General features: G+C 68.8%; 12 protein-coding genes. 3 read left to right on the forward strand and 9 right to left on the reverse strand.

Translation table 11 applies throughout. From position 1 onward, the window contains the following. Window positions 1–3: 3 nt before the first annotated feature. The 3 genes from ACFWA9_RS04335 to ACFWA9_RS04345 all read right to left on the reverse strand — a co-directional run bounded on the left by ACFWA9_RS04335 (window position 4) and on the right by ACFWA9_RS04345 (window position 9,762). Window positions 4–7,176: a ricin-type beta-trefoil lectin domain protein gene (locus ACFWA9_RS04335; protein ID WP_380382965.1), complete on the reverse strand. Its 7,173-nt coding sequence runs from the start codon at window positions 7,174–7,176 to the stop codon at window positions 4–6. A gap of 1,543 nt (window positions 7,177–8,719) precedes the next feature. Then, the gene (locus ACFWA9_RS04340; RefSeq protein WP_380382967.1) at window positions 8,720–9,106 is read right to left on the reverse strand and encodes a hypothetical protein; all 387 of its coding nucleotides are present in this window, start codon (window positions 9,104–9,106) and stop codon (window positions 8,720–8,722) included. Further along, window positions 9,103–9,762: a hypothetical protein gene (locus tag ACFWA9_RS04345; RefSeq protein WP_380382969.1), complete on the reverse strand. Its 660-nt coding sequence runs from the start codon at window positions 9,760–9,762 to the stop codon at window positions 9,103–9,105. Before ACFWA9_RS04345 ends, ACFWA9_RS04340 begins: the two co-directional genes overlap by 4 nt. A 319-nt stretch (window positions 9,763–10,081) precedes the next feature. On the opposite strand from ACFWA9_RS04345, the gene ACFWA9_RS04350 reads away from it, so the two are divergent. Continuing rightward, window positions 10,082–10,276: a hypothetical protein gene (locus ACFWA9_RS04350; protein WP_380382971.1), complete on the forward strand. Its 195-nt coding sequence runs from the start codon at window positions 10,082–10,084 to the stop codon at window positions 10,274–10,276. A 111-nt stretch (window positions 10,277–10,387) separates the two neighbouring features. On the opposite strand, the gene ACFWA9_RS04355 is transcribed toward ACFWA9_RS04350, so the two are convergent. From ACFWA9_RS04355 to ACFWA9_RS04365, 3 genes are all read right to left on the reverse strand, one after another. Beyond that, the gene (locus ACFWA9_RS04355; protein WP_380382973.1) at window positions 10,388–10,981 is read right to left on the reverse strand and encodes a hypothetical protein; all 594 of its coding nucleotides are present in this window, start codon (window positions 10,979–10,981) and stop codon (window positions 10,388–10,390) included. A 43-nt stretch (window positions 10,982–11,024) separates the two neighbouring features. After that, a complete protein-coding gene (locus tag ACFWA9_RS04360; RefSeq protein WP_380382975.1) occupies window positions 11,025–11,645 on the reverse strand; it encodes a hypothetical protein in 621 nt (206 codons plus the stop codon). Between the two features lie 325 nt (window positions 11,646–11,970). Further along, window positions 11,971–12,213, reverse strand: a complete 243-nt coding sequence (locus ACFWA9_RS04365) for a hypothetical protein (protein WP_380382977.1) — start codon at window positions 12,211–12,213, stop codon at window positions 11,971–11,973. A gap of 188 nt (window positions 12,214–12,401) precedes the next feature. Between ACFWA9_RS04365 and ACFWA9_RS04370 the strand changes: the two genes are divergently transcribed. Next, window positions 12,402–13,253, forward strand: a complete 852-nt coding sequence (locus ACFWA9_RS04370) for a hypothetical protein (RefSeq protein ID WP_380382979.1) — start codon at window positions 12,402–12,404, stop codon at window positions 13,251–13,253. 131 nt (window positions 13,254–13,384) lie between these two features. Then, a complete protein-coding gene (locus ACFWA9_RS04375; protein WP_380382981.1) occupies window positions 13,385–13,810 on the forward strand; it encodes a hypothetical protein in 426 nt (141 codons plus the stop codon). 50 nt (window positions 13,811–13,860) lie between these two features. Here the strand turns inward: ACFWA9_RS04375 and ACFWA9_RS04380 are convergent, their stop codons facing one another. From ACFWA9_RS04380 to ACFWA9_RS04390, 3 genes are all read right to left on the reverse strand, one after another. After that, on the reverse strand, window positions 13,861–14,052 hold the full coding sequence (locus tag ACFWA9_RS04380) for a hypothetical protein (RefSeq protein WP_380382982.1): 192 nt from the start codon (window positions 14,050–14,052) through the stop codon (window positions 13,861–13,863). A 324-nt stretch (window positions 14,053–14,376) separates the two neighbouring features. Further along, window positions 14,377–14,979: a hypothetical protein gene (locus ACFWA9_RS04385; RefSeq protein WP_380382984.1), complete on the reverse strand. Its 603-nt coding sequence runs from the start codon at window positions 14,977–14,979 to the stop codon at window positions 14,377–14,379. Window position 14,980: 1 nt separating this feature from the next. Next, entirely contained in the window at window positions 14,981–25,999 is an 11,019-nt protein-coding gene (locus ACFWA9_RS04390; RefSeq protein WP_380382986.1) for a LamG-like jellyroll fold domain-containing protein, read from the reverse strand. Between the last annotated feature and the right edge of the window lie 102 nt (window positions 26,000–26,101).

A 26,101-nucleotide genomic window follows, 5' to 3' on the forward strand; every position in this document is an offset into this window, starting at 1 on the left:
ATATTATTCCATGACCCGCTTGAACCAGCCAAACACGCTGCGGCTCCATTCCGTCCGAGCGGTGTTGTAGAGGAGGGGTGGCGTTCCTCCACCCATGGTCGCCTTGAGCCCCCACTTCGGTGCGGCACCCCTTGCGTAGCCAGTCACGCAACCTCGACCCCACAGGGCGCCGCAGGCACCGCCCTTAACCATGGCCATGCCGGTGGACTTCACCCATGGGCCCATACCCCTGCGGCGCTCGGCTGCGGACGAGACAGCATAGTGCCCGGCCAGACCACCAGCGAAGATGGCTCCGGCACCGACTACGACCATGGCACCACCGCAGGCAACCGTAGCGACGCAGATACCAGCCGCAGTCGCGGACACTGCGCCCACGCCAATGTTCACCAGCTTATGCTTCCAATTCTTACCCCAGTCGGTTTTCGTTTCCTCCCATTTATTCTTCGCTTTGTTTACGGCTTTCCGGCAGAGGCCACAGCTGATCCGGCCGTCGAGGTCGTAGCGGTTGATGGGGTCGCCATAGTTGTACTCGTACGGATTTGCGCTCCCTCCCATCACAGGATCGACAGAGAGGAAACGGCCGGTTACGGGGTTATATAGGCGGACACCCATGAGGACGATGCCGTCCTGGGTTTCAGCGGAGCGTTGCTTAGCACCGAGCCAGCCGTAGCGAGTGATTGCCTGCCCTGGGTTGGGATTGCCGTACTCGTCGGAGTCGAGGAGTACGGGCGTGGTCAGGGTCAGGTCGGTGGCCAGGATTACCGAGCCGAAGAGGTCGGTCAGTTGGAGCTTGATCTCACCGCTGCTGGTGCTGATGGCTGCGAGGTCGCCGTCAAGCCCCCGGGCGTTTCGGGTCCAGGTGTTGGTCGTGGCGTTCTCGGTGGTCCAGGCCGGGCTGTCGCTCCCGGAACTGTAGTGGTTAATCTTGGCGGGCCCGTAGTTCCACGTGCTGCCGGTCTTGCTGGTCGCCAGGGTGAAGATGGAGAAGCGGCCGACGGGGTCGAGGGTCCAGGCGCGCCGGCTGTCTGCGGTTTCCTGGGTAGCAACCATGTCGTTGACGTAATAGCCGATCTGGGTGGCCGAGCCCGTTCCGATGGTGCGGCCGAAGACGTCGTAGGTATAGCCGGCGTCAGTGAGACGGTCGGCGCTGTCATATGCGTGGGTGGTGGTAGTCCCACCAGTAGGGGTGCAGGTGCCGTCGGCTGCGGGGCCAGAGACGGTCTTTCCAGTCCGGTTGTAGTGGGTGTCGTAAGTGTAGGAGCGGGTCGTACAGGCACCGGTCTGGGTGGTCTGCTCGGCCTTTACCAGTCGCCCGAGGCGGTCGTAACCGTATGCCTTGATTCCGTTGCTGGTGGCGTTTTTGATCAGTTGGCCCTGAGTGGAGACTTCCTGGTTCTGCGACCAGACGACCTTGTTGTCCGAGATCCGTATGTAGGTGCGGGCCACGGTTTTGCCGGAGGCATTGGCGGTGTCCTTGCGCACGATGCCTCCCGGGTAAGTCTGCTCGACGAGTTGCCCATCGGGGCCGTACTTGGCGGTGAATTCTCCAACCCGGCTGTCGTTGGCGGAGGTGGCCATGCCACGGGGTTCCTTGGCCCGGTCGTAGGTGTACGTGGTAACGCCGGTGGGGTTGGCGACCTTGGTCGGCTTGCCGTACTTGTCGTAATCGGTGGTGGTGGTACCGCCTTCTGCGTCGGTGTAGGAGATCGTGCGGCCGAGCACGTCGCTGATCGTGGTGACCGACTTACCGGCTGCGGTGGTCTTGACTGCCGCGCCTGTCACCGGGTCATACTCGGTTTCTGTCTTCGGCACGGGGTAACCTTCATCGCCGGTGGTCTCGGTGGAGACGGTCCGGCCGGCGGTGTCGTAGGCAGTGACGGTCCGTCGAGCCTTGCCAGCGTTGGACTCGACGATCTCCTCCGGCTTGCCCGAGCGCGAGTACTTGCCGATCTGCTTGACCGGCAGGGCGGTCGGCATTCGGGAGGAGTCCGCTCCGGTGATCGCGCCGCCGGGTGCGGTGACACAGGGCTGGCCCGCCCACTCCGGGCGGTTGGCGCAGGCGGGGTTGGTCGCGTTGGCGCCGGCCGTCCAGTAGACGGATTTCACCGTACTGGCGTCCTCGGCGGCGGAGCCGGGACCCCGGACCTCCTCGGTACGGCCGCTCGCGTCGTAGCGGGTAGTGGTGGTGAGGCGGGCGCCGAGCGCGTCAGTGGTGACCGACGTCGGCCGCTTCAGTGTCCAGCCGGAGGTTCCGCCGATGGGGGTGTCGTAGCCGGTCTTGGTGACGCGGAGTTCGACGTCGTCGGCGTAGTTCTCGATGCGGGCGCCGTCGGTGGCGGTGGTGACCAGGTGGTAGGCCTGGCCGTCGGGCTTTCCTTCGTCGTAGGTGTTGGTGTTGTGGTCCCGGGCCACTACCGAGGTCCCGGGCACGAGGGTCTGGTTGAGGGCGGTCTTGGTGAGGGTGACGGTGTCCAGGCCGGCGTGGAAGCGCTCGCCCTGGCTGGCCGTGTTGGTGTCGGTGACCGTGAGTTTCAGCTCGTGGTCACCGCGCGCCAGGTGGATCGACTGACCGGCCGTGTAGGGGGAGGTGGCCCCGTTGTCGTCGGCGTCGTAGGTGTCGATCGGCGTGCCGAGGTTGTGGCCGTCGATGGCGAACTGGATGACGCCGTGGTCGTTGAACCGGGTCAGCTGGCCGGAGAGGAGGTAGTCGCCTTCCTCGGGCACGCTGACGCGCATCGTGTCGAACACGCCGGCCTGGGTGCCGGCCAGGCTGAGCTGTGCTCCGCCGGACCAGACGAGGGCGTTGTTGTCGTTGATGACCCGTACCGGCGCGCTCGCGCCGAGCTGCGGGAGCTTCTCGGCCTCCCAGGTGACGGTGACCGGGTTGGTCTGGCCGTTGACCTGCTCGGTGAGCGAGGCGCGGTAGACCGGGCCGAGGGTCTCGGTGACGTCCAGGCCGTCCGGGGTGTACGTGGTCCGGGAGTCGAGGAGCCGGGCCCGGGACGCGGTGTCCGTGGGCAGGTTCAGCTCGTCGATGAACTTGTCGGCGTCCGGGTGGGTGCCGAGCACGATGGCGCGGTTGGTGGCCTCCAGGGTGCGCACGACGTGGCCGTAGCGGTCGTACTCGCTGGTGTCGATGTCACCGCCGGGGGTGACGGAGGGGCTGGCGGTGTTGACCTCGTTGCCGGAGGCGTTGAGGTAGTGGACGGTGGAGGGCTTGTAGCCGTCCCGGCCGGGCTTGACGGCCGTGGCGGTGTTGGTGCCGGGGTCGTCCTCGGGGTCGAAGACGGCGGTGGCGTCGGTGGGGGCGTCGGTCTGCGCCCACTTGGCCACGTCCGTGCCGGCCATGTCGTACGGGCCGCCCGCGCCGCGGGTCAGTGGCACCTCGTAGACGACCTTGGTCGCGATCTCGCCGTTGACCTGGTCCTTGCTGCCCGGCGTCAGGGTCGCGCGGCGGACCTGGAGCAGGCGGCCGGGGTCCTGGTCGGTGGCGGCCTTGCCGTAGTCGAAGTTCCACGGCAGCTGGCCGGCGGCGCTGATCTGGGTGACGCGGCCGTCGGTGTCGTAGGTGTAGGTGGTCTTCAGCGGCTGGGCCAGGCGCGGGTCCCAGACCTGGGCGATGCGTCCCTTGTCGTCGTAGAGGTAGTGCGTGACCTCGACGGCCTCCTGTTTGGAGGTCGCCGGGTTCCACGACCACACCTTCACGGCTCGTACCCGGTCGAGGTAGTCACCGGGAGTGGTGGCGGTGGCGGTGGTGGCCTTGGCGTAGTCGTACTCCGAGACCTCGCAGCCGCGCGGCAGCGGGTTGACGGTGCAGTGGTTGACGTCGTCGACGCCCGGCTCGACGGCCGGGATGACGCGCTTGACCAGGGAGCGGCCGTCGGTGGTGTCGTACTGGTAGCGGGTGGTCGAGGCGGCCTCGGGGCCGGTCTCGCTCACCACCTGGTAGATGGAGGAGCCGGCCTGACGGGCGAAGATCGTCTTGGAGCCGTCCAGGGCGGACAGCTCGTAGGTGGTGCCGGCGGTCTGCACGTCCCAGAACTGGTTCGCACCGCGCCAGCAGGTCCAGATCGTCGCGCCTCGGTAGGCGTCCAGGCACTTGCCGGACTGCTGGTTGACGGCCTGGCCGTCCGCGAGGACGTCCCACTTCTGGTTGGTGCCGTCGTTGCAGTCCCACAGCGTCGTCAGGGTGTCGTCCGTGTTGACGCCCCACGGGTTGTCCAGGCACTTGCCCAGGATCTGCAGGCGCTGCTGGTCGTCGCGTGTCCACTGCTGGTTGGCGGCGCCTGAGCAGGGTGCGGCCTGCGGGGTGGTGCCGTTGTTGGCGACGCCGTTGGGCACCTCGATGCACTGCCCGGAGGAGTTCACCAGCGCGCCGGAGGTGGCCGGGACGGCCTTCAGCGAGAGCGACTCGGCGCCCGGTTCGGGGAACAGCGTGCCGTCGGTGCCCTTGGAGAAGGTCAGCGCGGTGTCGTCGTTGCCCTTGATCTCAACCAGGTCCGACTGCGGGAACGACAGGGCGCGGTAGTCCGAGCCGGTGCCTGCGTCCGGGCCACCGGCCCACTGTGGGCCGAACGGCGCGACGATCTCCTTCATCGACAGGTCGTCGAAGAAGACCTCCTTACCGGAGGCCGTGAACCCGTTGTAGAGGCGGAAGAACGCCTCGGTGGCGTCCACCGGGACGACCATGTCCACCGTCAGCTGCTGCCAGCCGTCAGTGAACCCGGCCTTCTGCGAGGTGATCTTCGAGTAGCCCGCCGGGGTCTTCACGAACCCGGCGAGCCGCAGACCGCGGTCGGTGAAGTCCGGGTTGAGGCCGGTAGCCGACGGGACGTAGATCCAGCCGGTCAGGCGGTACGTCTTACCGGGCTTCATTCCCAGCGACATGCCGCCCTGCGGGCCGATGTTCGCGTAGGAGTCGTAGCCGCTCGAGGTGACCAGCAGCGAATCGGTGGAGCTGTCGTGGCCACGGGCGGTGGAGCGCGTCAGCGTCGCCTGTCCGGCGACGTAGCCGGAGGTGTCGGTGCCGATCTGACGCTGGTTGAGAGTGAGGCGCTCGCCCTGCGGCTGCCAGCCGCGTCCGAGGTCACGCGAGGAGGCGGTGCGGGTCACCGACATGCCGAACTCGTTGGCATCGGTCACATCCGTGGAGAGGTCACCGGTAAGCAGGTTCACCGAACCCGGGCCGATTCCGGTGCTCGCCGCACCGTCCGCGTTGCGGTCCACCGTCATGGTGTTCCACACCGTGGTGTAGCCGCTGCCCGAGCCGTCCTCGGGGAACAGCACGGCCCGCACCTGTACGACGCCGCCGACGTTGCCGAGGGTGTCCAGGACGTTCCAGTTGGCGTGGGTGCCCAGGTCCGTCAGACGCGGCTTGTCCTCGGTCACGGCCGTGTTGTCGGCCTTGGTGAGGTTGGTCCGGGGGACGGTGTACTCGGTCGCGCCGGGGCCGCGGCGGTACTCGTAGACCACCCGCTTGAACTGCGACTGCGCGTCCACAGAGAGCTTCACGCGCTTGGCGGCCTGCGTGCCGTTGACCGGCGAGCTCAGGCCCGCCTTGCCGACCTGGAAGACGTACTCCCACGGCGGGGACAGGTTGCCCGCGCGGTCCTTGGACTGCACGCTCAGCACGCGCCGGCCCTCGGTGGTCGGCGTGATCGAGGTAGTGATGGAGGCAGTCGTGTTCACGGTGACCGGCGCGGCGCCGTCCAGCGTGTAGGTGTAGCCGACCAGGTCATCGGTCCCCGCGGGCGGGGTGAAGGTGAAGGAGCCGGGCTGGTTGGCCGCGCCGTGCCACAGGCCGTCCGACGGGTAGTCGGCGGAGGTGACGAACGGTGCTCCGGGTTTGGTGGTGTCGGCGATGACGTTGGTGCCGGCCCAGGCGGAGCGGGCCTTGCCGTCGTCGAGCATGGCCCAGATCGAGTACTGCACGCCCTCGTCGAGTCGGGTCAGGCCGTAGTCGGACGGGCCGACGGTGGCGATCGCCCCGTTGGGAACGTCACGGGCGATGCTGCCGACGAACGAGCCCTCACGCCACAGGTCGAGGTAGACCTTCAGCGGGTCGCCGTCCACATCGGCGGCCTGCACCTGGAACCGCGGGTTCGCATCCGGGGTGTAGACCGGGCTGCCGGGCTGGGACGGCTGCACCTGCACCGCGGCCGGAGTCTCCGGCACGCTGTTGTACGTGATCGAAACAAACGGCGGCGCGCCGCCCTCAGCCGAGCTGAACCGCTTCCAGGACAGCGGGCTGGACTCGTCCGCCGCCTTCAGGCCGATTCCGTAGTCGGCGTAGTTGTGCGAAGCGAAGTACCGGATCATGTCGGTGACGTCGGCCTTCGCCCACACCGAGCCGTCACCGGCCGCGCAGTCGTGCGAGTCGTCCGGGTCCTCGTCGAATGTGTCGTTCGACGTCGACCACTTCTGACCCCACACCGGCTGGTCGTTCCAGCGGGTCCACCAGGCCGCACCGCCGGCGTTCCACACCTCCCACTGCTTCGCGACGCAGGAGGAGGAGTGGTAGTTGTACAGGTTCAGCGTGGCGCCGAGGATCTGCTTCCCGTTGAACTCGCCGCCCGGGATCGTCAGGAACGAGCGCGCCACGACCGAGCCGTTGTAACTGCCCAGCTTCAGATCGCCGGACGACGAGGCGTCGACGTTCTCATTGCTCTGCACGTAGGTGTCGTACGTGCTCAGGACGTCGACCACCGGGTCGATCGTCACCGGGTACTGCGTCCTGGCGTCCGCCAGGAAAGCCGCGTCCGGGGTGAACACCAGCTCGGTGTCCGCACCCTGACCGCGTACCTCCATCTTCACCGCTGCCCGGTGCAGGTGCTCCAGCGACGCCAGGTCCACCGCCGCGTCCCACATCACGGGCGCCGGTATCTTCACCGTGGGCTTGCCGGACACCTTGTCCAGGAGCTGGATCGAGCCGTCCTGCTGCGGCGCCACCGTCAGACCGGTGGTGTCCAGCGGAAGCGTCAGCGTGCCCGCCTGGGACACCGCCGCGCGGTCCTTGACCACCAGGAACTGCTCGAAACCGGTACGCGTGGCCTGCAAGACCAGGTCGACGCCCGGGCGGGCGTCGACGTAGGTCGCCTTGCTGCCCTCCAGCCTCGGCTTCGGCAGCTTGCCCAGCCAGCCGAACCTCAGCTGCTGGTCACCCGAACCGACCTTCACCAGCTCGCGCTCGACCGGCTGCGCCGGGGCCGGGTCAGCCGCGGGAGCCGCGGCCCGCGCTGCCCCCCGCGAGGCCCGCTCTGCCGTCGCGCTCGCGCTCGCAGTCGGGGACGGGGCCACGGACGGGGCCAGGGAGGCTGACGGGCTGTTCGACGGCGAGGCGGTCGCGGCAGGCGTCGCCGCACCGGTCGGGGACGCCGAGCTGCTCGGGGCCGCCGAATCCGGGGAAGGGGACGTGGCTGAGGCCGACGGGCTCGGTGAGGGCGAGGCGGTTGGCTGTGGCGTCGCGGGCGTGCCGGGAAGGCTGTCGCCCACCGTGACCCCGGCGTCCCCGCCCTCGAAGACGAGCCCTTCGGGGTGTGCCTTCGGCGCGACCTTGCCGTCCGCCGTCTGCACCAGCGTGGTGTCCACCGGGACCCACGCCTCACCGACCTTCATCCGAGTCGGGCCGGTCGACCTGTCGGCGGTGAGCGTGCCATTTGCGTTCGCCCACAGTGTCGTCGTCTCGGTGCGGGCGCCGGTCACCTCGACCCGGTGGCCCTGCAACCGTGCCGACAAGAGAGCGGACGCCTCGTCCGGTGCCTCGTTGCCCTTCGGAGCGGGAGCCGGGGCGGGGGCGGGAGCCGCCGCGGCAGACACCGGGGCGAGCGCGTCCAGCGCCACCCCTGTCTGGACCAGCAGCCCCAGCGTCAGAAGGCCGGATATCCGGCGCAGCTTGCGCGTTGAGAAGGCCCCACCCGCGAACGCGGGCGAGGCCTGGAACCGTCGTGACATCAAGTTTCTTTCAATAGGTGCTCGATGAGCGTGCGTAAGCCGCACATAAGTACGGCGTGCACCAACCTCTCATCCACCACTGACACTCAGATGCCAACCGGCGTTGCGATCAAATAACAGAACGATGATTAACCGTCAGAAATGACGGAATGTCTGTTTCAGCCTTTTTCTTCTGGCAATTCCGAATTCTCCTGCATCTCCTACAGCCCCTTCCCACTCAGTGCACTCTGCCGGACGTACCAGCACGCGCCACCAGGAGCACGAGGAAGGACGATCCTGCCCCGCCCCCGGACAATCAACTGGAAAAGACGGGGCAAAGCGAGGATCGGCGACCGACGCCGACAAGAGGCCGTTCAACCCGGGGCGTCGCCCACGTCGCATCCCCCGGCCCAACTCGTCGGCGCCGCCTGATGGCCCCCTATCGCGCACCGACTCCGAGCCCTCGGTCGTTCCAGCTTCCGCGCCGGCGGAAGAGCAGTGGCCCGGTCTGGAAGGTCAGCCGCGGTCCGACACCGAGGCGCGGAACTGGAAGCCGGTGACAGCACCAGAGCCGACCGGCGACCGCGAGGGGTTGGCCGAGAAGTCCGTATGGCTGACCGCCCGGCCTTCGTCACCGCCAGGCGCAGCTGGGCGCCGGGCCAGGGTCCGGGGGTGAGAAGGACGGTGCCGGTGCGGCGCACGTGGGCGGCAAGCCGGTCGAGGGCGCGGGGTGCGAGGCCAACCGGGCTGGCGGCGAGGATGACGGGGCAGGCCGTGGCGAGCGCGGTGATCACCTCTGCGTAGTGTCGCCGGGGCTATCGGCGAGCACTACGCGGGTCAGGTCGAGTCCGTAGCCGGCGGCCGCGGCCCACCCGAGGTCGGGGAGGCCGACGGCGGCGGTCCAGGCGTAGCGGTCGGCGGTAGCGGGGCCGGCGGCGAGGGCCAGGAGCAGGCTCACGTCGGTGGCCTCGGTGACGGTGCCCTTGGCCAGGCCGCCGTGCGGCAGCAGGCGGCGCAGTGGTTCGAGGACGGGCAGGACGGTGGCCTGGTCCTGGCGGGCGCGGGTCTCGGGGGAGGTCGCGTCCATCAGGCCGGCGAGCCGCTCGGCCCTCTCGGCGAAAGCCCGGCCGGCGGCGCCCCGGTCGTCGGCGTGGTCGGCGGCGGCGAGCGCGGTCACCGCGCGGCCTCTCCGTCGTCGGTGCCGGCGGCCGCGACCGGCAGGTCCGTGGCGCCGGGTTCGACGGGGGTCGTGGCCGGGTCGACGGGGCGCAGGGTGGTGGGGTCGGCGATCAGCCAGGCGGTGTCGTTGTCCTCGCCCCAGCGGACGTGTGCGATCCAGGGCAGGTGCGGGCCGGGTCGGCGGCGGGCGGTGACCAGGCCGGAGCGCCAGTGGCCGCCGGTCCGTATCCAGGCGAGGCGCCAGCATCGGTCGGTGCCGTCCTCCGCGGGCGCGCCGGCCAGTTCGGCGGGCACCGCGACCGCATCCCGCCACCGGCCGAGGAACGGCGCTGCCGTGGGAGCCGCGTCCTGCGGCTCGGGCAGCGGCCGGACGGTGTCCTCGGTGTACAGGAACCAGCCCCAGGGCTGGACCACGCTGTCCGTGTCGGGTGCCCAGCGCACGTGGACCACCCAGACGCCGCTGCCGGGCGGGCGCCGCCACACCGTGAGCAGCGCGAGACGCCACCGCCCGCCGAGGCGGATCTCCACCAGCCGCCACCGTCGCACGTCCCTCGACGGGCCGGGCAGGGTCATCAGCTCGCGCGGTGCCCGTTCGGCGTCGCCCGGCCGCTCGGGGGAGCGGACGGGGCGGGAGAACGGGACGGCGGAGGTCATGGGAACTATTGTTCGATAAGCTGCCGGGGTGATCAAACGTCAGCTGCACGACGGGTCCCGCTCCGCCGGAGACCGCCGCCGGTAGCGTGGCGCCACCCCCACCGAAGGACAATCCCCATGCGCCCTGCCCGCGTCCAGCAGCTGCTCCTCGACGCCGCGGCCGCCCTGCCCGGCGCGTCGGCGAAGTCCTTCGCCGACACCGGACACACCCGCCACCCCTACGGCATCGCCGTCAACGCGGGCGGCCGCACGTCCCGGTGGCGAGACCTGGGGCCCCGAGGACGACCTGGCCCCGGTCCTCGGCGAGAAGCCACCGGCCATGGAGGTCCCGGCTCTGACCGGCGACCTCGCCACCGTCGAACACGCCCTCGTCGCTCAGCTGCTCGCGGTGGACCCCGGCGAGATCGCCTCCGTCGAGCTCTACTCCGCCCGCCCCGCCCCGCCGGCCGTCGGACACGGAGCCACCATCGAATGGCACGACGGATCCAAGTCGTTCATCAACCACGTCCGCTGACCCAGGCCAGCCTGTGACTGACGCTGGCGCGCGTACTCCGAGTCCACCGGGCGGCCACCCGCACAGCACTGAGGGCGCCCACGTGGACGTGGGCGCCCTCATCCCCTCTGATCAGGAAGAGGTGTCAGATGCCGGGGCCGGCTGACGGATCGCCTCGGAGGCTCCGACGGCCAGGACCGCGTCCTGACCCTCCCGCCAGGACTTCAGCGAGTCCCCGGCCTTCTTCCGGATCTCCACCGTTCCATCGACTCCCTCTATTCTGGCGACCATCGCCTTTTCGGAGCAGCCGACAGTTGTGAATTTGAAGGGGGAAATCTGGCCGGACGCCTGGGTGTATTTCCCGGCGAGAACGCTGCCAGGGAATTCTTGGTGTGCGTCGGAGAAAGCGCCGGCGACGGCCGCAGGGCGCTGCGATCCGATAGTGGCGGGAGCGGTGCTGGCCGGCTCGGTGAGCTGGTCCGGCAGAAGCGAGACCTGGCAGGTGCCGTTTCTGACGGCGAGGACCACGTCGGTGCCCGCGATCTCGGCGATGCCGAGGATCTTGGCCACGCCCTTGGCGGGAGGGGCGTCGACACTGCCCTGGATCGGAAGGTCCACCGGCGTCGCGGCCAGGCCGTCCAACGTCCAGGGCGCGTTCTCGGCCCGGGGTGCCGTTCCGCTGCTGGTACACGCGGTCGCGAGCGCGGCGGTGGCGAGGACCACCACGGCGCCTACGAACCGACTGGATCGCCGCATGTGCTGAAGTCTCCTAGTCGGTATAGGCGTTGTAGCAGTAGCCTACCGGGTGCTGGGCGGTCCCTCCGCCGACGTAGCGGTCACCGATGGCGACGTTGTAGATGTCGTAGCTGTAGAGGTCGTACAGCGGGTAGGCCTCGAGGTAGCCGAACTTTCCGGCCGGCACGGGGAACGCGCCGGACTCGGTGTTCGTGGCGGTGTCGGTCACGCTGAAGCCGACGGTGCCGGAGACCTTCCACGCGGCGACCGACACGCTCGCCGACCACGTGCTGGCCACCGCCCTGCTCTGGGAGAGCGTCAGCGTCATGGGGCCGGGTCCGGTGACCATGTCGACCCGGTCGAGCCCGCAGACCTGCCCGCTGTAGCGCGCGTTGCGAACCTGCGTGTACGGGTCGTCAGTCGTCGTGCTCTGCGACTCCTGGGGCAGCGTGACCCGCCCGGCGTCCGGGACCTTCACCACGGGGGCCTTGCGGTCGATGGTCCAGTGACCGGGCACCGCGCCCGCCGGAAGCTCCGCCGCCACCGCAGGCACCGGGCCGGAGACCGGCGCCGCCTGGGCCTGCGGCGCGGCCAGTGCGACCAGCGCCCCCACACCGGCCACCGCGCACGCCGTTCGAGAAATCGTCTTCCGCATTCCAATTCCCCCTGCGATTGATTTCGTGTCCGGAACTTCCGGACACGTTCAATCCTGGCAGCAGCTCTGGGCGGCGGCAATCAAATACCGAGAATTTGAGCTTGAATTGAGCACGACAGGGTGAGACGTCACGAAATAACCCCCCAATGCGGACATCCCAACCCCCGGGAGAATGGAATTCTGAATTCCTATTCTGGGGCTGGCGTGGCGAAAGTTATTGATCGGCGACCGCTGGCCACCACCTTCCGCCGCCAAGCTCGAACCCGACCGACCCCGCGACCACAACCAGCTCCCCACCCCCCTCGACGCCGCCGGCCCGCTTCGATCAGTCCCCTACCCACGGGGACCGTTCGTCGCGGCGCCCCACCAACAGGGTGGCCGCCTCACACCCGGCGTGCGCCCACGCGCTCTCCCGCGGTTCCAGGCCCGCCTGCCCAGGAGCCAACGGGTCGAGCCGCCTCACCAGGTAGGCCTCCTCCCCCACGGCCACGACCAGCAGCCGCCGCCCGGGCCGGGCGGTCTCCTCGAGGAGGTCATCGGCGCGGTAGCGGGGGCCGGCAGTGCTCACTACTCCATGCTCGCGCGCCGACGGCTGCGGTGCGCCGTCCGGCCGCCACCGGGGCCCGTCCCGGCGCCGAACGACTCATCCTGGAAGACATGGCACCCCGAGGATCCGCCCAGGTGAGGCTGCCGCACACCGAACCGATGCTCGCGACGGCCGGCCCGCTGCCGTCCGGGCCCGGCTGATGCGCCGAAGTGAAATGGGACGGCGCCCGGGCCATCGCCTACCGGCACGAGGACGGCAGGATCCAGCTCACCGGCCGCAACGGCACCGACTACACCGCCAGGTTCCCGGAGATCACCGAGGCGCTCGCCGGGGTACCCGGGCCGCTGGTCCTGGACGGCGAGATCGTCGTCATGTCGAACGGCCTGCCCTCGTTCTCCGCCCTGCAGGGCAGGATCCACCGCACCCGCGCGGCCTCCGTCCGAACCGGCGCCACCACCACCCCGGCCCTGTTCATCGCGTTCGACGTACTCCACACCGACCGGCCACTGCTGGCCGAGCCCTACCTTCGACGGCGCGCGGTCCTGGAAGGCCTCGACCTCGACCGCCCGGGACTACGCGTCCCACCCACCTGGACCTCGGTGACCGACGCCTACGGCTGGACACGCGAACACCGGCTGGAAGGCGTCATCGCCAAACGCGCCGACTCCCCCTACACCCCCGGCGCCCGGACACGACACTGGATCAAGATCAAACACCTCAAGACCGCCGACGTGGTCCTCGGCGGCTGGCTCCCCGGCGGCACCACCGGAACCACCGTGCGCGCCGTCCTCGTCGGCGCCCCCGTCGAACCCGGCCGACTCACCTTCGTCGGCTCCGTCGGCACCGGCTTCGCCACCGCCGAACGACGCGCCCTGGCCGCCACCCTGCGCCGCCTCGCCACACCCCTCTCCCCGTTCGCCGGCACCGCCGGAGCCCTCGGACTGCCACGCGGCACCGAGATCCGGTTCGTACGCCCCGAACTGCGCGCCGAAGTCGAATTCCTCGAACTCACCCCGGCCGGCCGCCTACGCCACCCCGTCTGGCGAGGCCTACGCGGGTAACGCCCGAACGGCGCCCTCGGTGCGAGAGCACCGCCGCCGAAGATTTCGGCGCGGACCGCACGACAGGCCCGGCTCCACCCCGGCCCGCCGCCGGTAGCGTGGCGCCACCCCCACCGAAGGACACACCCCCCATGCGCCCTGCCCGCGTCCAGCAGCTGCTCCTCGACGCCGCGGCCGCCCTGCCCGGCGCGTCCGCGAAGGCCTTCGCCGACACCGGACACACCCGCCACCCCTACGGCGTCGCCCTCGACATCGGCGGCCGCACCTCCCGGTGGCAGGTCGCCCTCATGAGCGCCCCCGGCGAGACCTGGGGCACCGGGAACGACGACCCAGCCCCGGTCCTCGGCGAGAAGCCGCCGACCATGGAGATCCCGGCCCTGACCGGCGACCTCGCCACCGTCGAGCACGCCCTCATCGCCCAGCTCCTCGCCACGGACCCCGGCGAGATCGCCTCCGTCGAGCTCTACTCCGACCAAACCTCCCCGCCCGCCGTCGGCCATGGAGCCACCATCGAATGGCACGACGGCTCCCGCACCTTCGTCAACCACGTCCGCTGAGGCCCCAACTCGCCGTCCGCGCCGCCCCACCCGCAGGCCTCGCCCTTCACTCAGTCCCGGCGTCCGACCGGGCGGGTGGCCGCCTCGCACCCGGCGTGCGCCCACGCGCTCTCCCTGGGCTCCAGGTCCGGCCGCCCCGGAGCCGCCGGGTCGAGTCGCCTCACCAGGTACGGCTCCTCCCCCACCGCGACGACCAGCAGCCGGCGCCCGGGCCGGGCGGCCTCCTCCAGGAGGTCGTCCACGCGGTAGCGGGGGCCGGGGGCCGGAAGTGCTCACCCCTCCATGCTCGCGCGCCGACGACTGCGGTGTGCCGCCCGGCGGCGGCCGTGTGCCCGCCCGGCGCCGGACGGCTCACCCTGAGACCGTCACCGCTGCGCTCTGGACCGTCTCCCGTTCTGGGCATCTGAACTGGGGAAATATGACTCTTGGGCGTGTGGAGGCGGGGACGAAGGCGCCCCTCGAGGAGCACGGAGCCCCTATCCCGGCTGGCCGGGCCTCACCCGCCGCCACAACGCCGCCGCTGCTCGAGGCCTTACTCCAACGCTGACGTCACCACACGAGATCAGCTATTCCCAAGGGTCCTCACCCGCCTCCCACCCCGCAGCCTCGTCCTTGTCATGCAGGAAGCGCGGATCGATCACGCCCTGGAGCGAGATGTCGCTAATCGGCCACGGCTGCAACTCGTCACGCAGGAGTTTGGACAGAAACTCGGCCATACCGCATGGGTAAACCGACCACTCAAGGGTGCTGCGGGAGTAAACCGCGACCGGCCATCGGTCCGGATCCGGATCCGTCGTGACCCAGCACAGGGTGTCTGCCGCAGCAGTCGACCCCCAAATGAGCAGATCTTCCAGACGATGCAAGTTCCTGAAGGGGGGCGCCCACTCGTTCACCGACACGTCTGCGAGCGCTGCCTCCGAGAGCCTCGAGACCGTGTTCGCCTGCGACTCCGCTGAGGTGACGGCAGGGACAAAGATGTAGATCATCTGTTCGATCGACCCGCTACCGAAAGCTGCCACGAAGGCCCGATAGTCGGACGGGAAGGAGGTGTCGTACATACGCTTCGCCGCACTCCAGTCGATAGCGTCCCCGCAGGTCGGCCCGATACATGACAGCGCATCTCCAAGACTCGCCATGGCACCAGTCGCGGCCAACTGATCATCACTCACTTTACGGCTCCCATACGATAGGGGCGTCCTTGCCCAAGTTGTGCCATTGTCCATCCTTCAGGCTGTACATCTCGTTGGGTACGTCCGCCTTGAAGAGGTTCGTCGTGCCGATGCCCGGCTTGTACAGGGTTGCCTCCATATGGAAGTCGGTCGGAACGATCCTGCTTCCGTCATACTTCGGGGTCACCTTGTAGTGGACGACCGCAGTGGGGTCTGCGTCTAGGAGCTTCTTCACCCCCCTCTCATAGAAGGCCATGTTCGGTACTCGGTGCGATGGCCATTTAGCATCCATGACCGAGGCGTTCGCCGTGCGGGAACACGTGGCAAGGTTTTCGTAGTTCGCCCCGTCTCCCCCGAGCGCGTTAGCCAGCAGGTGGCAGTTGTTACGCCATAGACCTGCCTGTGCGTTTCCCAGCTGGTATGCATAGCCCGCAGCCCAAGCATATCCAGGTGGGGTCACAGTTCTTTCACCCCACTTCTTCTTGGACGACCTCGTCTCGCTTCCCGGGTTGTTGTCGATGAAATCCTTAGTAAGGCAGGCCTCTGCGCCCTGAGCGCGACCAGACTGATCGACTGGTGCATACGTGCGCCACCCGCCACTGAAGGCTCGGCAGTCGCCCGAGTCGTCGTCCGGCGCCGGCGCTGGCCTAGGACGCGGCGCGGGAGCTGGGTCTGGGAACAGTTCCTCTGCAAGATCAAACAGGGCATCGGTCCCAGCGACGATGCCAGCACCGACCTCGACCGTGGTGCCAACGACAACAGCTGCCCCTTCAACCGCAGCAGTGGTCAGGACCGCAGTGCCAACCGCGACGATGGTGTCGGTGAAGAAGTCGATGGGACTGGGATCGATGTGCGGGCGGTCGTGGTCATTGATCGGTCGGGGGTCCGTCGGCCCTGACTTGGGCGTGGGCAGGATGGGACCGGGTGGTTTGCGTGGGCCGGGGCCAGGCTTACGCGGACCCGGCTTGGGCGGGCTCGGGTTGCTAGGGCCTCCGTCGCCGCCACCTCCCGGAGAGAATCTCCTGAGTACACCCGTTGATGGAAGTCGGTCCAGGGAACTCGTTGACGTGAATCGGTTCAGAGAACTCGTTGATGTCTCGGGAAACACAGCTCGGAATTCGTCCGGATCCGTCTGATCCGCGAGGAACTTCGTCGGCGGCTTCCAGTTGGGGTCCATTTCGGGAAGGCACACCATTGGGAGTCGAATGAACCGAAGAATGGTCCGGCAGGCATCGTGGCCCGAGGGATCTGTCGAATCGATCGGGTCACCATTACCGTACGTGAACCGGTTCCCCTGAATAGACGGGTTGGTGCCCAATTGCCAGGAGTCGCGCGAGGCGAAGGTGCCGCTGCCGGGGCGGTACCAGCGGGCGGCCATGTTGACGTCGCCAGAGGCGGGGTCGGTCCAACCGCTCTGGTAGCCGAGTGAGTTGGTGACTCCGGCGCTTGCCGTGGGCTTGCCGAAGGGGTCGTAGGCGGTGGAGCCGGCGACGCTCAGGGCAGCGGGGTCGATGGTGGCGACCACATCGGTGTGCTGGTCATTGATCACCAGGCGCGGGTTGGGTGTCGCGCCCGTGGCGGCGGTGCCGAGGAGCCCCCCACCGGGGGTGTGGCTGTAGCTGGTGGTGCCGTCAGTGACCAGGTTGTTGGAGCCGCCGTCGTAGGTGAACGTGGTGTTCCCCGCCTGGGCGACGCGGTCTGTCGAGTCGTAGCTGTAGGTGGACGGCCCTTCCTTGACCATCCGGTCGAAGCCGTCGAACTTGACGTCCTTGGGCTGGGAGTTCTGGGGGGTGCTGCTGGTGAGGGTGCCACGGGCCGAATAGCTGTAGGTCGTGGAGCCGTCGTTCAGCAGCTCGTTGCGCTCGTCGAAGCCGGAGGTGATGCCGCCCGCGGAGGTCCGGTTTCCGGCCGCGTCCCAGGTGTACGCGGCGGTGGTGGCGCCGTTGTTCCAGGAGGTGAGCCGCCCGGCCAGGTCGTAGCCGTACTGGTTGGTGGCGGCGCCTGCGGTGCCGGTGGTGGCCTTGCTGGTCATGCGGCCGTTGAGGTCGTAGCCGTAGCCGATCGAGGCGACGGTCGTCCCGCTCGGGTTCTTGATGGTGTCGTCACGCAGCTGGCCGAGGTTGTCGTAGCCGTAGCTGCGGGTACCGCCGCCGGTGCCGTAGCGCTCGGTGGTGAGGCGGCCGGCCGTGTCGTAGCCGTAGCCAACCGTGACGCTTGTCAGCGGGTCGGTCGCGCTGGTGATCTGACCTGCCGTGTTGTAGCCGAAAGTGGTGGTGCCAGCCGCGTCCGTGCGGGCGGTCATCCGACTGTCGCCGTTGTAGCTGTAGTTGCTGGCACCACCTGGGCCGGCGGCGGTGAGCAGTTGGCCGCGGTCGTTGTAAGTGTAGGTGTCAGAGGTGGTGCCGACTGTGCCGACGGTGGTGAGGTGGCCGGCCGCGTCGTAGCCGAGGGTGCGGTTCTGTGTCGCCACCTCGGCGCCAGTAGCGCTCTCCTGAGTGAGGTTGCCAGCGCCGTCGTAGCTGCGGTGACGGACAACTCCCCCCGGCTCCGTCAGCGTGGCAGCCCGTCCGGCAGCGTCGTAGCTGGTGGTGAACAGGCCTTCAGTAGCCGTCGGGTGGGCGGTGGTCGGCGGTTCGACAGTCGACTCCGGGAGTCCGAGGCTGTTGTAGGTGTAGTAGACCGGGACGTTCTTCCCGTTGGTCCATCGGGTCTTTCGCCCGGCCGTGTCGTAGCCGAAGGACGTGGTGATCGTCTGCCCGGCGCCGACCGGTTCGACCTGCTGGACCGTCAGGCCGACCGGGTTGTAGCTGAACTTTCGCGCGTGCGCGGCGATGTCGGCGCTGTTCGCCACCTTGTCGGTGGCACTGAGGGTGTTCCCCTCCAGGTCGTACGTGGCGTACTGGGCGGCCACGGAGGTCCCCGTGGTGTCCAGGTCGGTCGTGCTCAGCGTCCGCCCCAGCTGGTCGTAGCCGGTGACGATCGCGGTGCCGTCGGCCTTGGTGACCCGGCTGGTGCGGCCGAGGCCGTCGTAGGCGGAGCGGACAGTGGCACCGGTAGGGTCGGTGGCGCTGAGCACCTGGCCGACGGCGTTGTAGTTAGCCTTGCTGGTGGCACCGCCAGGCAGTGTTGAGCTGAGCTGGTTGCTCGCGTCGTCCCAGGTCAAGGTGCTGGTGTAGGCAGCTGGGGCCGGGTAGCGCTCCAGCTGGGTACTGGTAATGCGCCGGCCGAGGTCGTCGTAGGTGGACTGGCTGACCGCGCCGGTCGGACCGGTGGTGGCGAGTAGTTCGCCGTCGAGGTCGTAAGAGTTGGTGACAGTCGGGGCGGCGGTTCCGCCGGTCGGCGGGAGGGTGGCTTGCACCACGTTGCCGAACTGGTCGTAGCGCATGGTGCTGGTCAGCTTGAGGCCGTTCGGGTCGACGACGCTTGTGACAGGTCGGCCGAGTACGTCGTATACAACCGTGGCGGTGGGGGTGATCGTGGTGCCGGACTGCGGGTCGGTGTACGCGGCGCCGGCCACGGCGACGCGGTTGCCGTCCAGGTCATAGGTGTAGCTGACGGTGTTGCCCACTGCGTCGATCTGGGAGGTCGGCTGACCGAAGGTGTCGTAGCCGGTCCGGCTGATCGGCCGGATCTGCTGCGGGTTGCTGCCTCGGCTGGTCGGGTCGTACGACTCCGCGCTGAACAGTGGGCCGGTGGTGACGGTGGGCCGGCCGGCTTCGTCGTAGCCGATGCTGCTGGTGTAGGCGGTCGGGTCGGCACCGGCCGCGTTGCCGTTCGGGCTGATGGTGCTGGTGCGCAGGCCGCGGCTGTTGTAGCCGTACACCACCACCGAGTCCACGGGCTGGTTGCGGGCGGTCTGCTTGAGCACCTGCCCGGTGATGTCGTAGGCGTAGTCGGTCCGGGCCGAGCTCGCGTCCGCGCCACCGGTGCTGATCACGCTGGTCGGGCGGTCGGCCACATCGTAGGTGTACGTGGTGGTGCGGTTGAGGCCGCCGGGGTCGACGCTCGTGCTGGTGACCCGGCCGACCGGGTCGTAGACGGTGACGGCGGTGGTCTTCCCGCCGCCCGTGACCTGCTGCGCCAGATGGCCGGCGTCGTCGTAGGTGTTCTGCTGGAGCACGACGTTGCGCAGCGTGCCGTCGGTGTTGTGGTAGCCGTCGAGGTCGACCTCGGCGACAGTGTTGTCGTCGTAGTAGTAGGTGTGGGTGGTGCGCCCCATGGCGTCGGTATCGGTGGCGGGGCGGCCGGCCGGGTCGTAGGCGCGGGAGCCGATGACCTGCCAGCGTGGGCTGGCCAAGGTGGCTGTGCTGCCGGTGTAGTTGGTGATGGCGGTCTGCTGCAGCTGGCCCATGGGCGAGTAACTGTAGCTGTAGGTGGTGCCGGCTGCGTCGGTCGTGGTGGCGACGTTGCCGTAGCGGTCGTAGGTGTACGAGGTCGTGTGGCCGCCGGAGTCCTTGACCTGCCTGACCCTGCTGGTGTCGCTCTCGTAGGTCCAGGTGGTGGTGCGCGGTTGGTCGCCGCCGGTGGTGTCGGCGACGGTCCGGCTGAGTGGGTTGCCGTCCAGGTCGTAGGCGGTGGTGGTCCGGCGGGTGTGCTTGGTCCCGGTGATCGCGTCGGTGGTGTACGGGTCGGTGCTGGACATCTGGTTGCCCTGGCCGTCCCAGATGTAGGTGGTCTGCAGGACGCGGGGCACGACGGTTGCGCCGACGGTGGTGCCGCCCGGGCAGTCGTTGCAGGAGTAGGCCAGTGTGGTGGGGCGGCCGAGGTTGTCGTAGCCGTAGCTGACCGCGGGGCGCAGAGGCTGGGAGACGGTGGCGATGTCGCCGTTGGTGCGGAAGGAGTAGAGGGTTTGCTGGTCGGCCGGGACCGTGCTCGGGTTCGGGTAGGCCGCGGCGTCGAGCGGCCCGGTCTGCGCCCGGATCAGCCCGGCCGGGACGGGGCCGCCGTCCTGGGCTTGGGTGGTGGCGTCGGTGCGGAGGGTGTAGCTGACCCGGCCCTGGGGGAAGTCGGGCGTGGCGGCAGTGGTCGTGGAGGCCAGTTGTCCGGTGGCGTCGTAGCTGTAGCGGGTGGTGTAGGTAGTGTCCGTGGGGCCGGTGGATCGGGCGTCGCTGGAGGTGAGGATCTTGTCGTTAGCGGGGTTGAACGGGTTGGTGGTGTCCAGGTAGTAGGTGGCGTAGCTGGTTTGGCAGCTGGCGGGGTTGCGGCAGGTGGTGCGGGAGACCGTGTTGCCGCGGGCGTCGTGACCGGTGGTGATGGTGTGGCCGTTGGGGTCGGTGACGGCGTAAAGGTAGCCCGAGGTGTCGTAGGTGTAGCGGGTGGTGTTGCCGTAGCCGTCGCTGCGGGAGAGCAGCCGGGAGGAGCGGGTGTCGTAGCGGTAGAGGAGGTTGTGGCCGGTCGGGTCGGTGACCGTGGCGGTGGTGACGGGGGTGGCGGTGGCGCCGTTGCCCATGGACTTGTAGTGCGCGGTCACGGTGTCGGCGTCGAGGCGGGAGGCGTAGTAGGAGGCCTCGGCGATGGTGCCGTTGAAGTGGTCGCCACCGGCGGCCGGCCAGTTGGTGGTGGTGCCGGCGCCGAGGTAGACGTACGGCGTGCCGTTGAAGGTGATCTTCCGTCCGGTGGTGTCCGAGGCGCTGGCCCGGCCGTCGATGTAGATGGTCTGGCCGTGGTCGTCTGCGGTGAGGACCACTTGGTGCCAGTTGCCGTCGTTGACTGTCCGGTCCGAGGTCATGGTGGCGCCGGGGCCCATCCAGAACTCGCCGTGGACACGGCCGTCGGTGCCGACGTACAGTGCCGGGTTCCACATGCTGCCGGTGGAGCCGACCGGGAAGTCCTGGTAGCTGTAGAGCGGGCCGCCGCTGGTGGTCTTGAACCAGAGCTCGATGCTGGCCGGGCCCCGGGTAGGTGCGGCGTCGGACGGCAGCTTGATCTGCGACGTGGTGCCGTTGAACACCGCGGCGCGCTGGTTGGGATCGCCGGAGGGGCCATTGGCATTCAGGAGGACGTCGGTGAGGGCTCCGGCGGTGACGTCGGGCCTGGCGGCTCCGAGCTGGGTGGCGGCGTACCAGGAGCCGGCGGGGTCGTTGAGGCGCCAGTAGCCGACGGCGTTGTCCTGAACGACAGAGGCACGGTAGGCGGCTGCGGCGTCCAGGCCGCCGACCGGGGTGGCGGAAGTGGCCAGGCGGTACTGGCCCAAGACGGTGTCACCGGCGAGCCGGTACTGGTAGATCGAGAAATCGGCGATGGCGCCGTTGAGGTGCCCGGTCGGGTCGGTCGGGGCGTTGGGCCAGCCGCCGCCGGTGAAGCCCGCGCCGAGGTAGGCATAGGCCGAACCGTTGTAGGTGATGGGCAGCGCCGTGGTGCTGGTGGCGGTCGGTGCACCATCCAGGTAGAGGGTCTGTCCGGCGCCGTCACCGGCCAGGGCTACGTGGTGCCAGGCGCCGTCGGTGACGGTGGAGGCGCTGACCAGGGCGTTGTTCGCCGATCCGGTCCATAGGGTGCCGTAGAGCTTCTTGTCGGTGCCGACGTAGAGGGCAGGGTTCCAGCGGTCGGTCGAGCCGTTGGGCTGCCCGTCGAGGGGGAAGGACTGGTAGCTGTACAGCACGCCGGGCGCGGTGGTTTTGAACCAGAGCTCGACGGTGGCCGCGCCCCAGTGCTTGGGGGCGGTGTTGTCCGGTAGCTGGATGTATGCGGTGGTGCCGTTGAAGCCGGTCGCCGTGGACGTGCCGGAGGCCCAGGGGCCGCTCTGGCAGCAGGCGGTGTCGTGGTAGGTGCCGCGGTTCTGGGCGAGTGCGGCGGAGGAGAGCAGTTCGGTCGCCTGGTTGCCGGTGGTGTCGCCGAGCCGCCAGTAGCCGGTGGGCTTGCTGTCCACGACAGCGGCGTCGTACTGGGTGGCTCCGGAGGTGGTGGCGAGCTGGTAGAGCGAGGCGATGGTCGTGGCGGTCAGGCCGTGCGGGTAGGCGGCGACGTCGGCGAGCTGGCCCTTGAAGTGGCCTGCGATGTCGGTCGGGGCCTCGGGCCAGCCGCCGCCGGTGTATCCGGCGCCGAGGAAGACATGGCTGGTGCCGTTGGGCGTGATGGTGCCGTTGAGCGGCCCGGCGGCCGGGGAGCCATCGAGGTAGAGGGACTGCGAGGTCTGGCTGTCGGCCGACAGCACGGCGAAGTGCCACTTGTTGTCGTTGACTGGCGCGGCGGTGGCCATGGTTGGCGCGGCATCGCCCATCCAGAGCTGGCCGCGCAGTTTGCCGTCGCTGCCGATGTACAGCGCGGGGTTCCAGCGGTCGGTGGTGCCGTTGGGGGCGGTGCCGATCGGCATCGACTGATACGAGAGGAGGACACCCGTGCTGTTGGTGCGGAACCAGAGCCCGATGGCGCCGGGGCCGGTCTGCGGCGCGTATGCGGCGGGCAGTTCGGCCCATGACGTGCTTCCGTCGAAGGCGGCGGCACCTGCAGCACCGGTCATCGGGCCGGGGGCACCGAGCGTGATGTTGGCGTAGCTGCCGTTGTTGGGCGTCGGCCGGGGTGTGAAGACCTGGTTGGTGGCTTGCACACCTGCGCCGTCGGACAGTCTCCAGTAGCCGGCCGGGCGCGATCCCATGACCGTGCCCCTGTACTCCTGGGAGGATCCGGCGACGGTGGGTGTGTTGAGCGTCCAGGTGCCGCCGTTCTCGTCCGTCACCTTCGAGGCTCGGTCCTTGGCCGTGTCGTAGGTGACGGCCAGACGGGTCTTGCCCGAGGGCAGTTTGAGGCCGGTGAGTTCGGCGGAGGGCTGGCTGCCGGCCTGCCACAGGGCTGCCACGGCCGGGGCGCCGAGGGTGCGGTTGTAGAAGGCGACGTCGCTGATGCTGCCGTTGAAGTAGTTGGCCTGGCCGGACCAGCCGTAGGGGTTGTCGGGCCAGCCTGCGCTGAGGAACCCGCCGCCGACGGCCTCGGAGCGCTGTCCGGGCGCGATGACGGCTCCGGGTAGCGTGCCCTGGGCCTGCCCGTCCAGGTAGAGGGTCTGGGTGCTGCCGGCCGCGGACAGCAGCGCGAAGTGCCACTTGCCGTCGTTGACGGCCGCGGAGGAGTCGATCGTGTTCGACGGGCCGTTCCAGAACTTTCCGTGAAGCTTGCCGGACTGGCCTACGTACAGCGCGGGTGTGTAGTTCGCTGGTGTGCTCCCGTTGCCCGGGAAGGGGTCGGCCTGGTAGCTGAACAGCACTCCCCAGCTGCTGGTCTTGAACCAGAGGCCGACCGAGGTGTAGGAGGAGGTGTCGAGGACGCTCTGCGGCAGGCCGACGTAGCCCGAGGAGCCATCGAAGGTCGCGGCTGTGGCAGCCGAGGCGGTCGGGCCGGGCGTGCCGAGGGTCACGCCGCTGCCGGAGTAGCGGGCGTTGTCGTTGCCCTGGTTCTCGACCACGTCGCTCGCGGCGGTGTCACCGGAGCTCTCGCCGAGCCGCCAGTAGGAGACCGGTGCCGAGTCCAGGACGGCGGAGCGCAGGTGCGATCCGGCGGTGTACGAGTAGGTGGTGCAGGACCTCGCGGTGTTTCCGCCGGTCGCCGGCGCGCAGACCTGGTCCAGCTCGTCCGGGTTGGCCGGGTTGTAGGTGTAGGTCCAGGCGAGGGCGGTGTTCCAGTCCGTCCCGTTCGCCGGGTCGGTGTAGACCTTCGCCACGTGCTTGTTGCCAGCTGTCCACTCGAGGTGAAGGGTCCGGCCTGAGGAGGTGTCCCTCACCGTGGCCAGGCGCCCGCCCGCGTAGCTCAGCTCCTGGGCGCGTCCGACCGCGTCGCGCACTGTGGACAGGGCGTAGCCGGTGCCCGATGGGGCGTGGAACTCGTAGTGTGTCCCGTCCTTGGCCATCAGGTCGAAGCCGGTGGAGACCTTACTGAGGGATTGGAACTCCCCCGGCGGTGGGGTGTACACGGCGCCCTTGCTCGGGTCAGCCCCGAAGCGGGCTGCCCGGCCGCTGGCGGTGGTGAGGACGACGGAGTCGGTGCCGTCATTGTCGGGCTGGACCGTCATGTCGAAGTTGGAGGTCCAGCCGGTGCCGAACAGCGTTGAGGTTCGGGGGTCGAGCGAGTTGTACGAGCGGTTGACGGCCAGGGCCGGACCGATGCTCTTGATATCGGCGTCGGTGGCTGTGGTGGTGTAGTTGCCGACCTTGGCGTCGAACGGGCGGCCTGCGCCGTCGCCCACCACGGCGCCCAGGTGGGAGGTGATCACCGGCTGCTGGATCTGGGTGGAGAAGGAGACGCTGCTGGACAGCGGGCTTTCGCCGATATGGTCGCCGACCTTGACGTTCCACAGGTAGCCGGTGTTCCAGGCGAGTGTGCCGGGCGGCACTGCCCAGGAGGTGCCGGGCTGCCAGCCTGAGTCGGCGATCAGCTGGGGGTCGCCCGAGGCGGGATTTGTGTAGACCCGGAAGTCGTAGTCCAGGCCCGCACCGGGGTAGTTGTCCGGGTCGTGGCCGGTGGCGTAGATCTGGGGGGTGAGGCTGCCGACGACGGTGTTGTTCATCGGTGCCAGCTGGTCGAGCTGCGGTGCGGTGTTGGCTCCGGCCACCGTGGTGCAGGTCCCGAAGGGTATCGAGTAGACATCGTGCAGCGAGGCGCTGCCCTGGACGTAGCCGTCCCAGCAGAGGAAGTACGATCCGCCCAGTGGAATGGGCGGGATCACTCCGTCGACGGTGACGGAGTCATAGGTCTTGGCCAGTCCGGATACGCCGGTCAGTGGTGCGTTGAACCACTGCTCGTTCCAGTTGGAGTCGAACAGTCGGGCCTTGACCTGCATACTCTGCCCGTTCCACCAGTTCGCACCGATGTTGCGGAGCGTCACCTGCTGCGAGCCGGGCGTGTTGTAGGTCGGTGGTGTGTAGGTTCCGGACGGCGTGTAGGTCGCGGCCCAGTCGCTGTAGACGATCGACAGATAGGGCGGGTAGGAACTGTTGGCGCTGGAGAACTTCTTCCAGTGGTAGGAATCGGTGGCGCTGGCGGTCAGCGCCAGGCCGAAGTTGTCGCCGCCTCGGGCCCAGCTCTCCACCAGTTGGACGCCGGCGTCGTTGTGGCTGCGGCCAAGCTCTATCGACTCCCACATCGCACCGCCGCAGGTGTCGCCTGCGGAGAAGCTGTTGATGCCGAGCTGCTGTCCGATCGACACTCCGGGGTACTGGTTGATCGTCGACGGATCCCAGGGGCTGGTGATCTGGTTGACGTAGACCGGGTGGGGTGAGCACTGGTAGGAGTGGGTGTTGTTCAGGTTCAGCGAGACGGCGTGAAGGTAGTTGTTCTTCAGAACACTGGCCACGTCCGGGAAGTACAGGTAGCTGTTGATCACGGACTTGCCGCCGTCGGAGGTGCCGATCCGCAGCAGCGGGTCAGTGGAGAAGTTCGCCCTCTGGTCCGAGCGCACGAAGGTCGACTTGCCGACCCCGATGCTGGTCGTCGACGGGTCGACAGTGATCGGGAAGACACGCTTGGGATCGTGCAGCCAGGCCTCGTCCAGGTCCATCCGCAACGCCGGGGCACCGTTGACGGTGATCAGGCTGTAGGTCACCCGGTCGCTGATCACGCCGTCGCCCGAGGCCGGGTCGACGTTGGCGTCCGTCATGAAGCCGTGCGGGATCGCTACCTTCACCACACCGGAAGCGTCCTTGAACTGGACCTCGCCGTCCGGGCCCATGACCGGGGTCAGCCCGTTGACGTGCAACGGGAAGACCCAGCTGGCCGGCGCTGTCACATCATGGAGGACGAGAGACTCCTTGATTCCCTGGGCCAGGCCGTTGTAGACCACGTCGCTCGCGGGGCGCGCCAGGGGGTAGGTGAGGGTGTCTCCCTGGACCACCCCCCGTACCGGCGCGGCGTCCTGGAGACTGTAAGAGACCAGCTGCCCGGTATCCACCGACCAGCTCACCAGCGAAGGGTCGTCGACGCGTGCCGCGAAGGTGACCTGCTGGCTGTTGGCCTGCTCGGTCCAACGGCCGGCACGGTCCAGCGAGAAGTTGGTGTTGATGTCGTCCCAGCTGCCATCGGCTTTCTGGTAGTGCACGGGCCGCGGAAAGACCCGCAGAGTCTTGGTGCCGTCAGGGTTCTGGAAGACCGAGGACGCGTCGGTACGGGCACCCGCCACCTCGACACTGCCGTCGGGAGC

The sequence above is a fragment of the Kitasatospora sp. NPDC059973 genome (assembly GCF_042737525.1).
Classification (GTDB): Bacteria; Actinomycetota; Actinomycetes; order Streptomycetales; family Streptomycetaceae; genus Kitasatospora.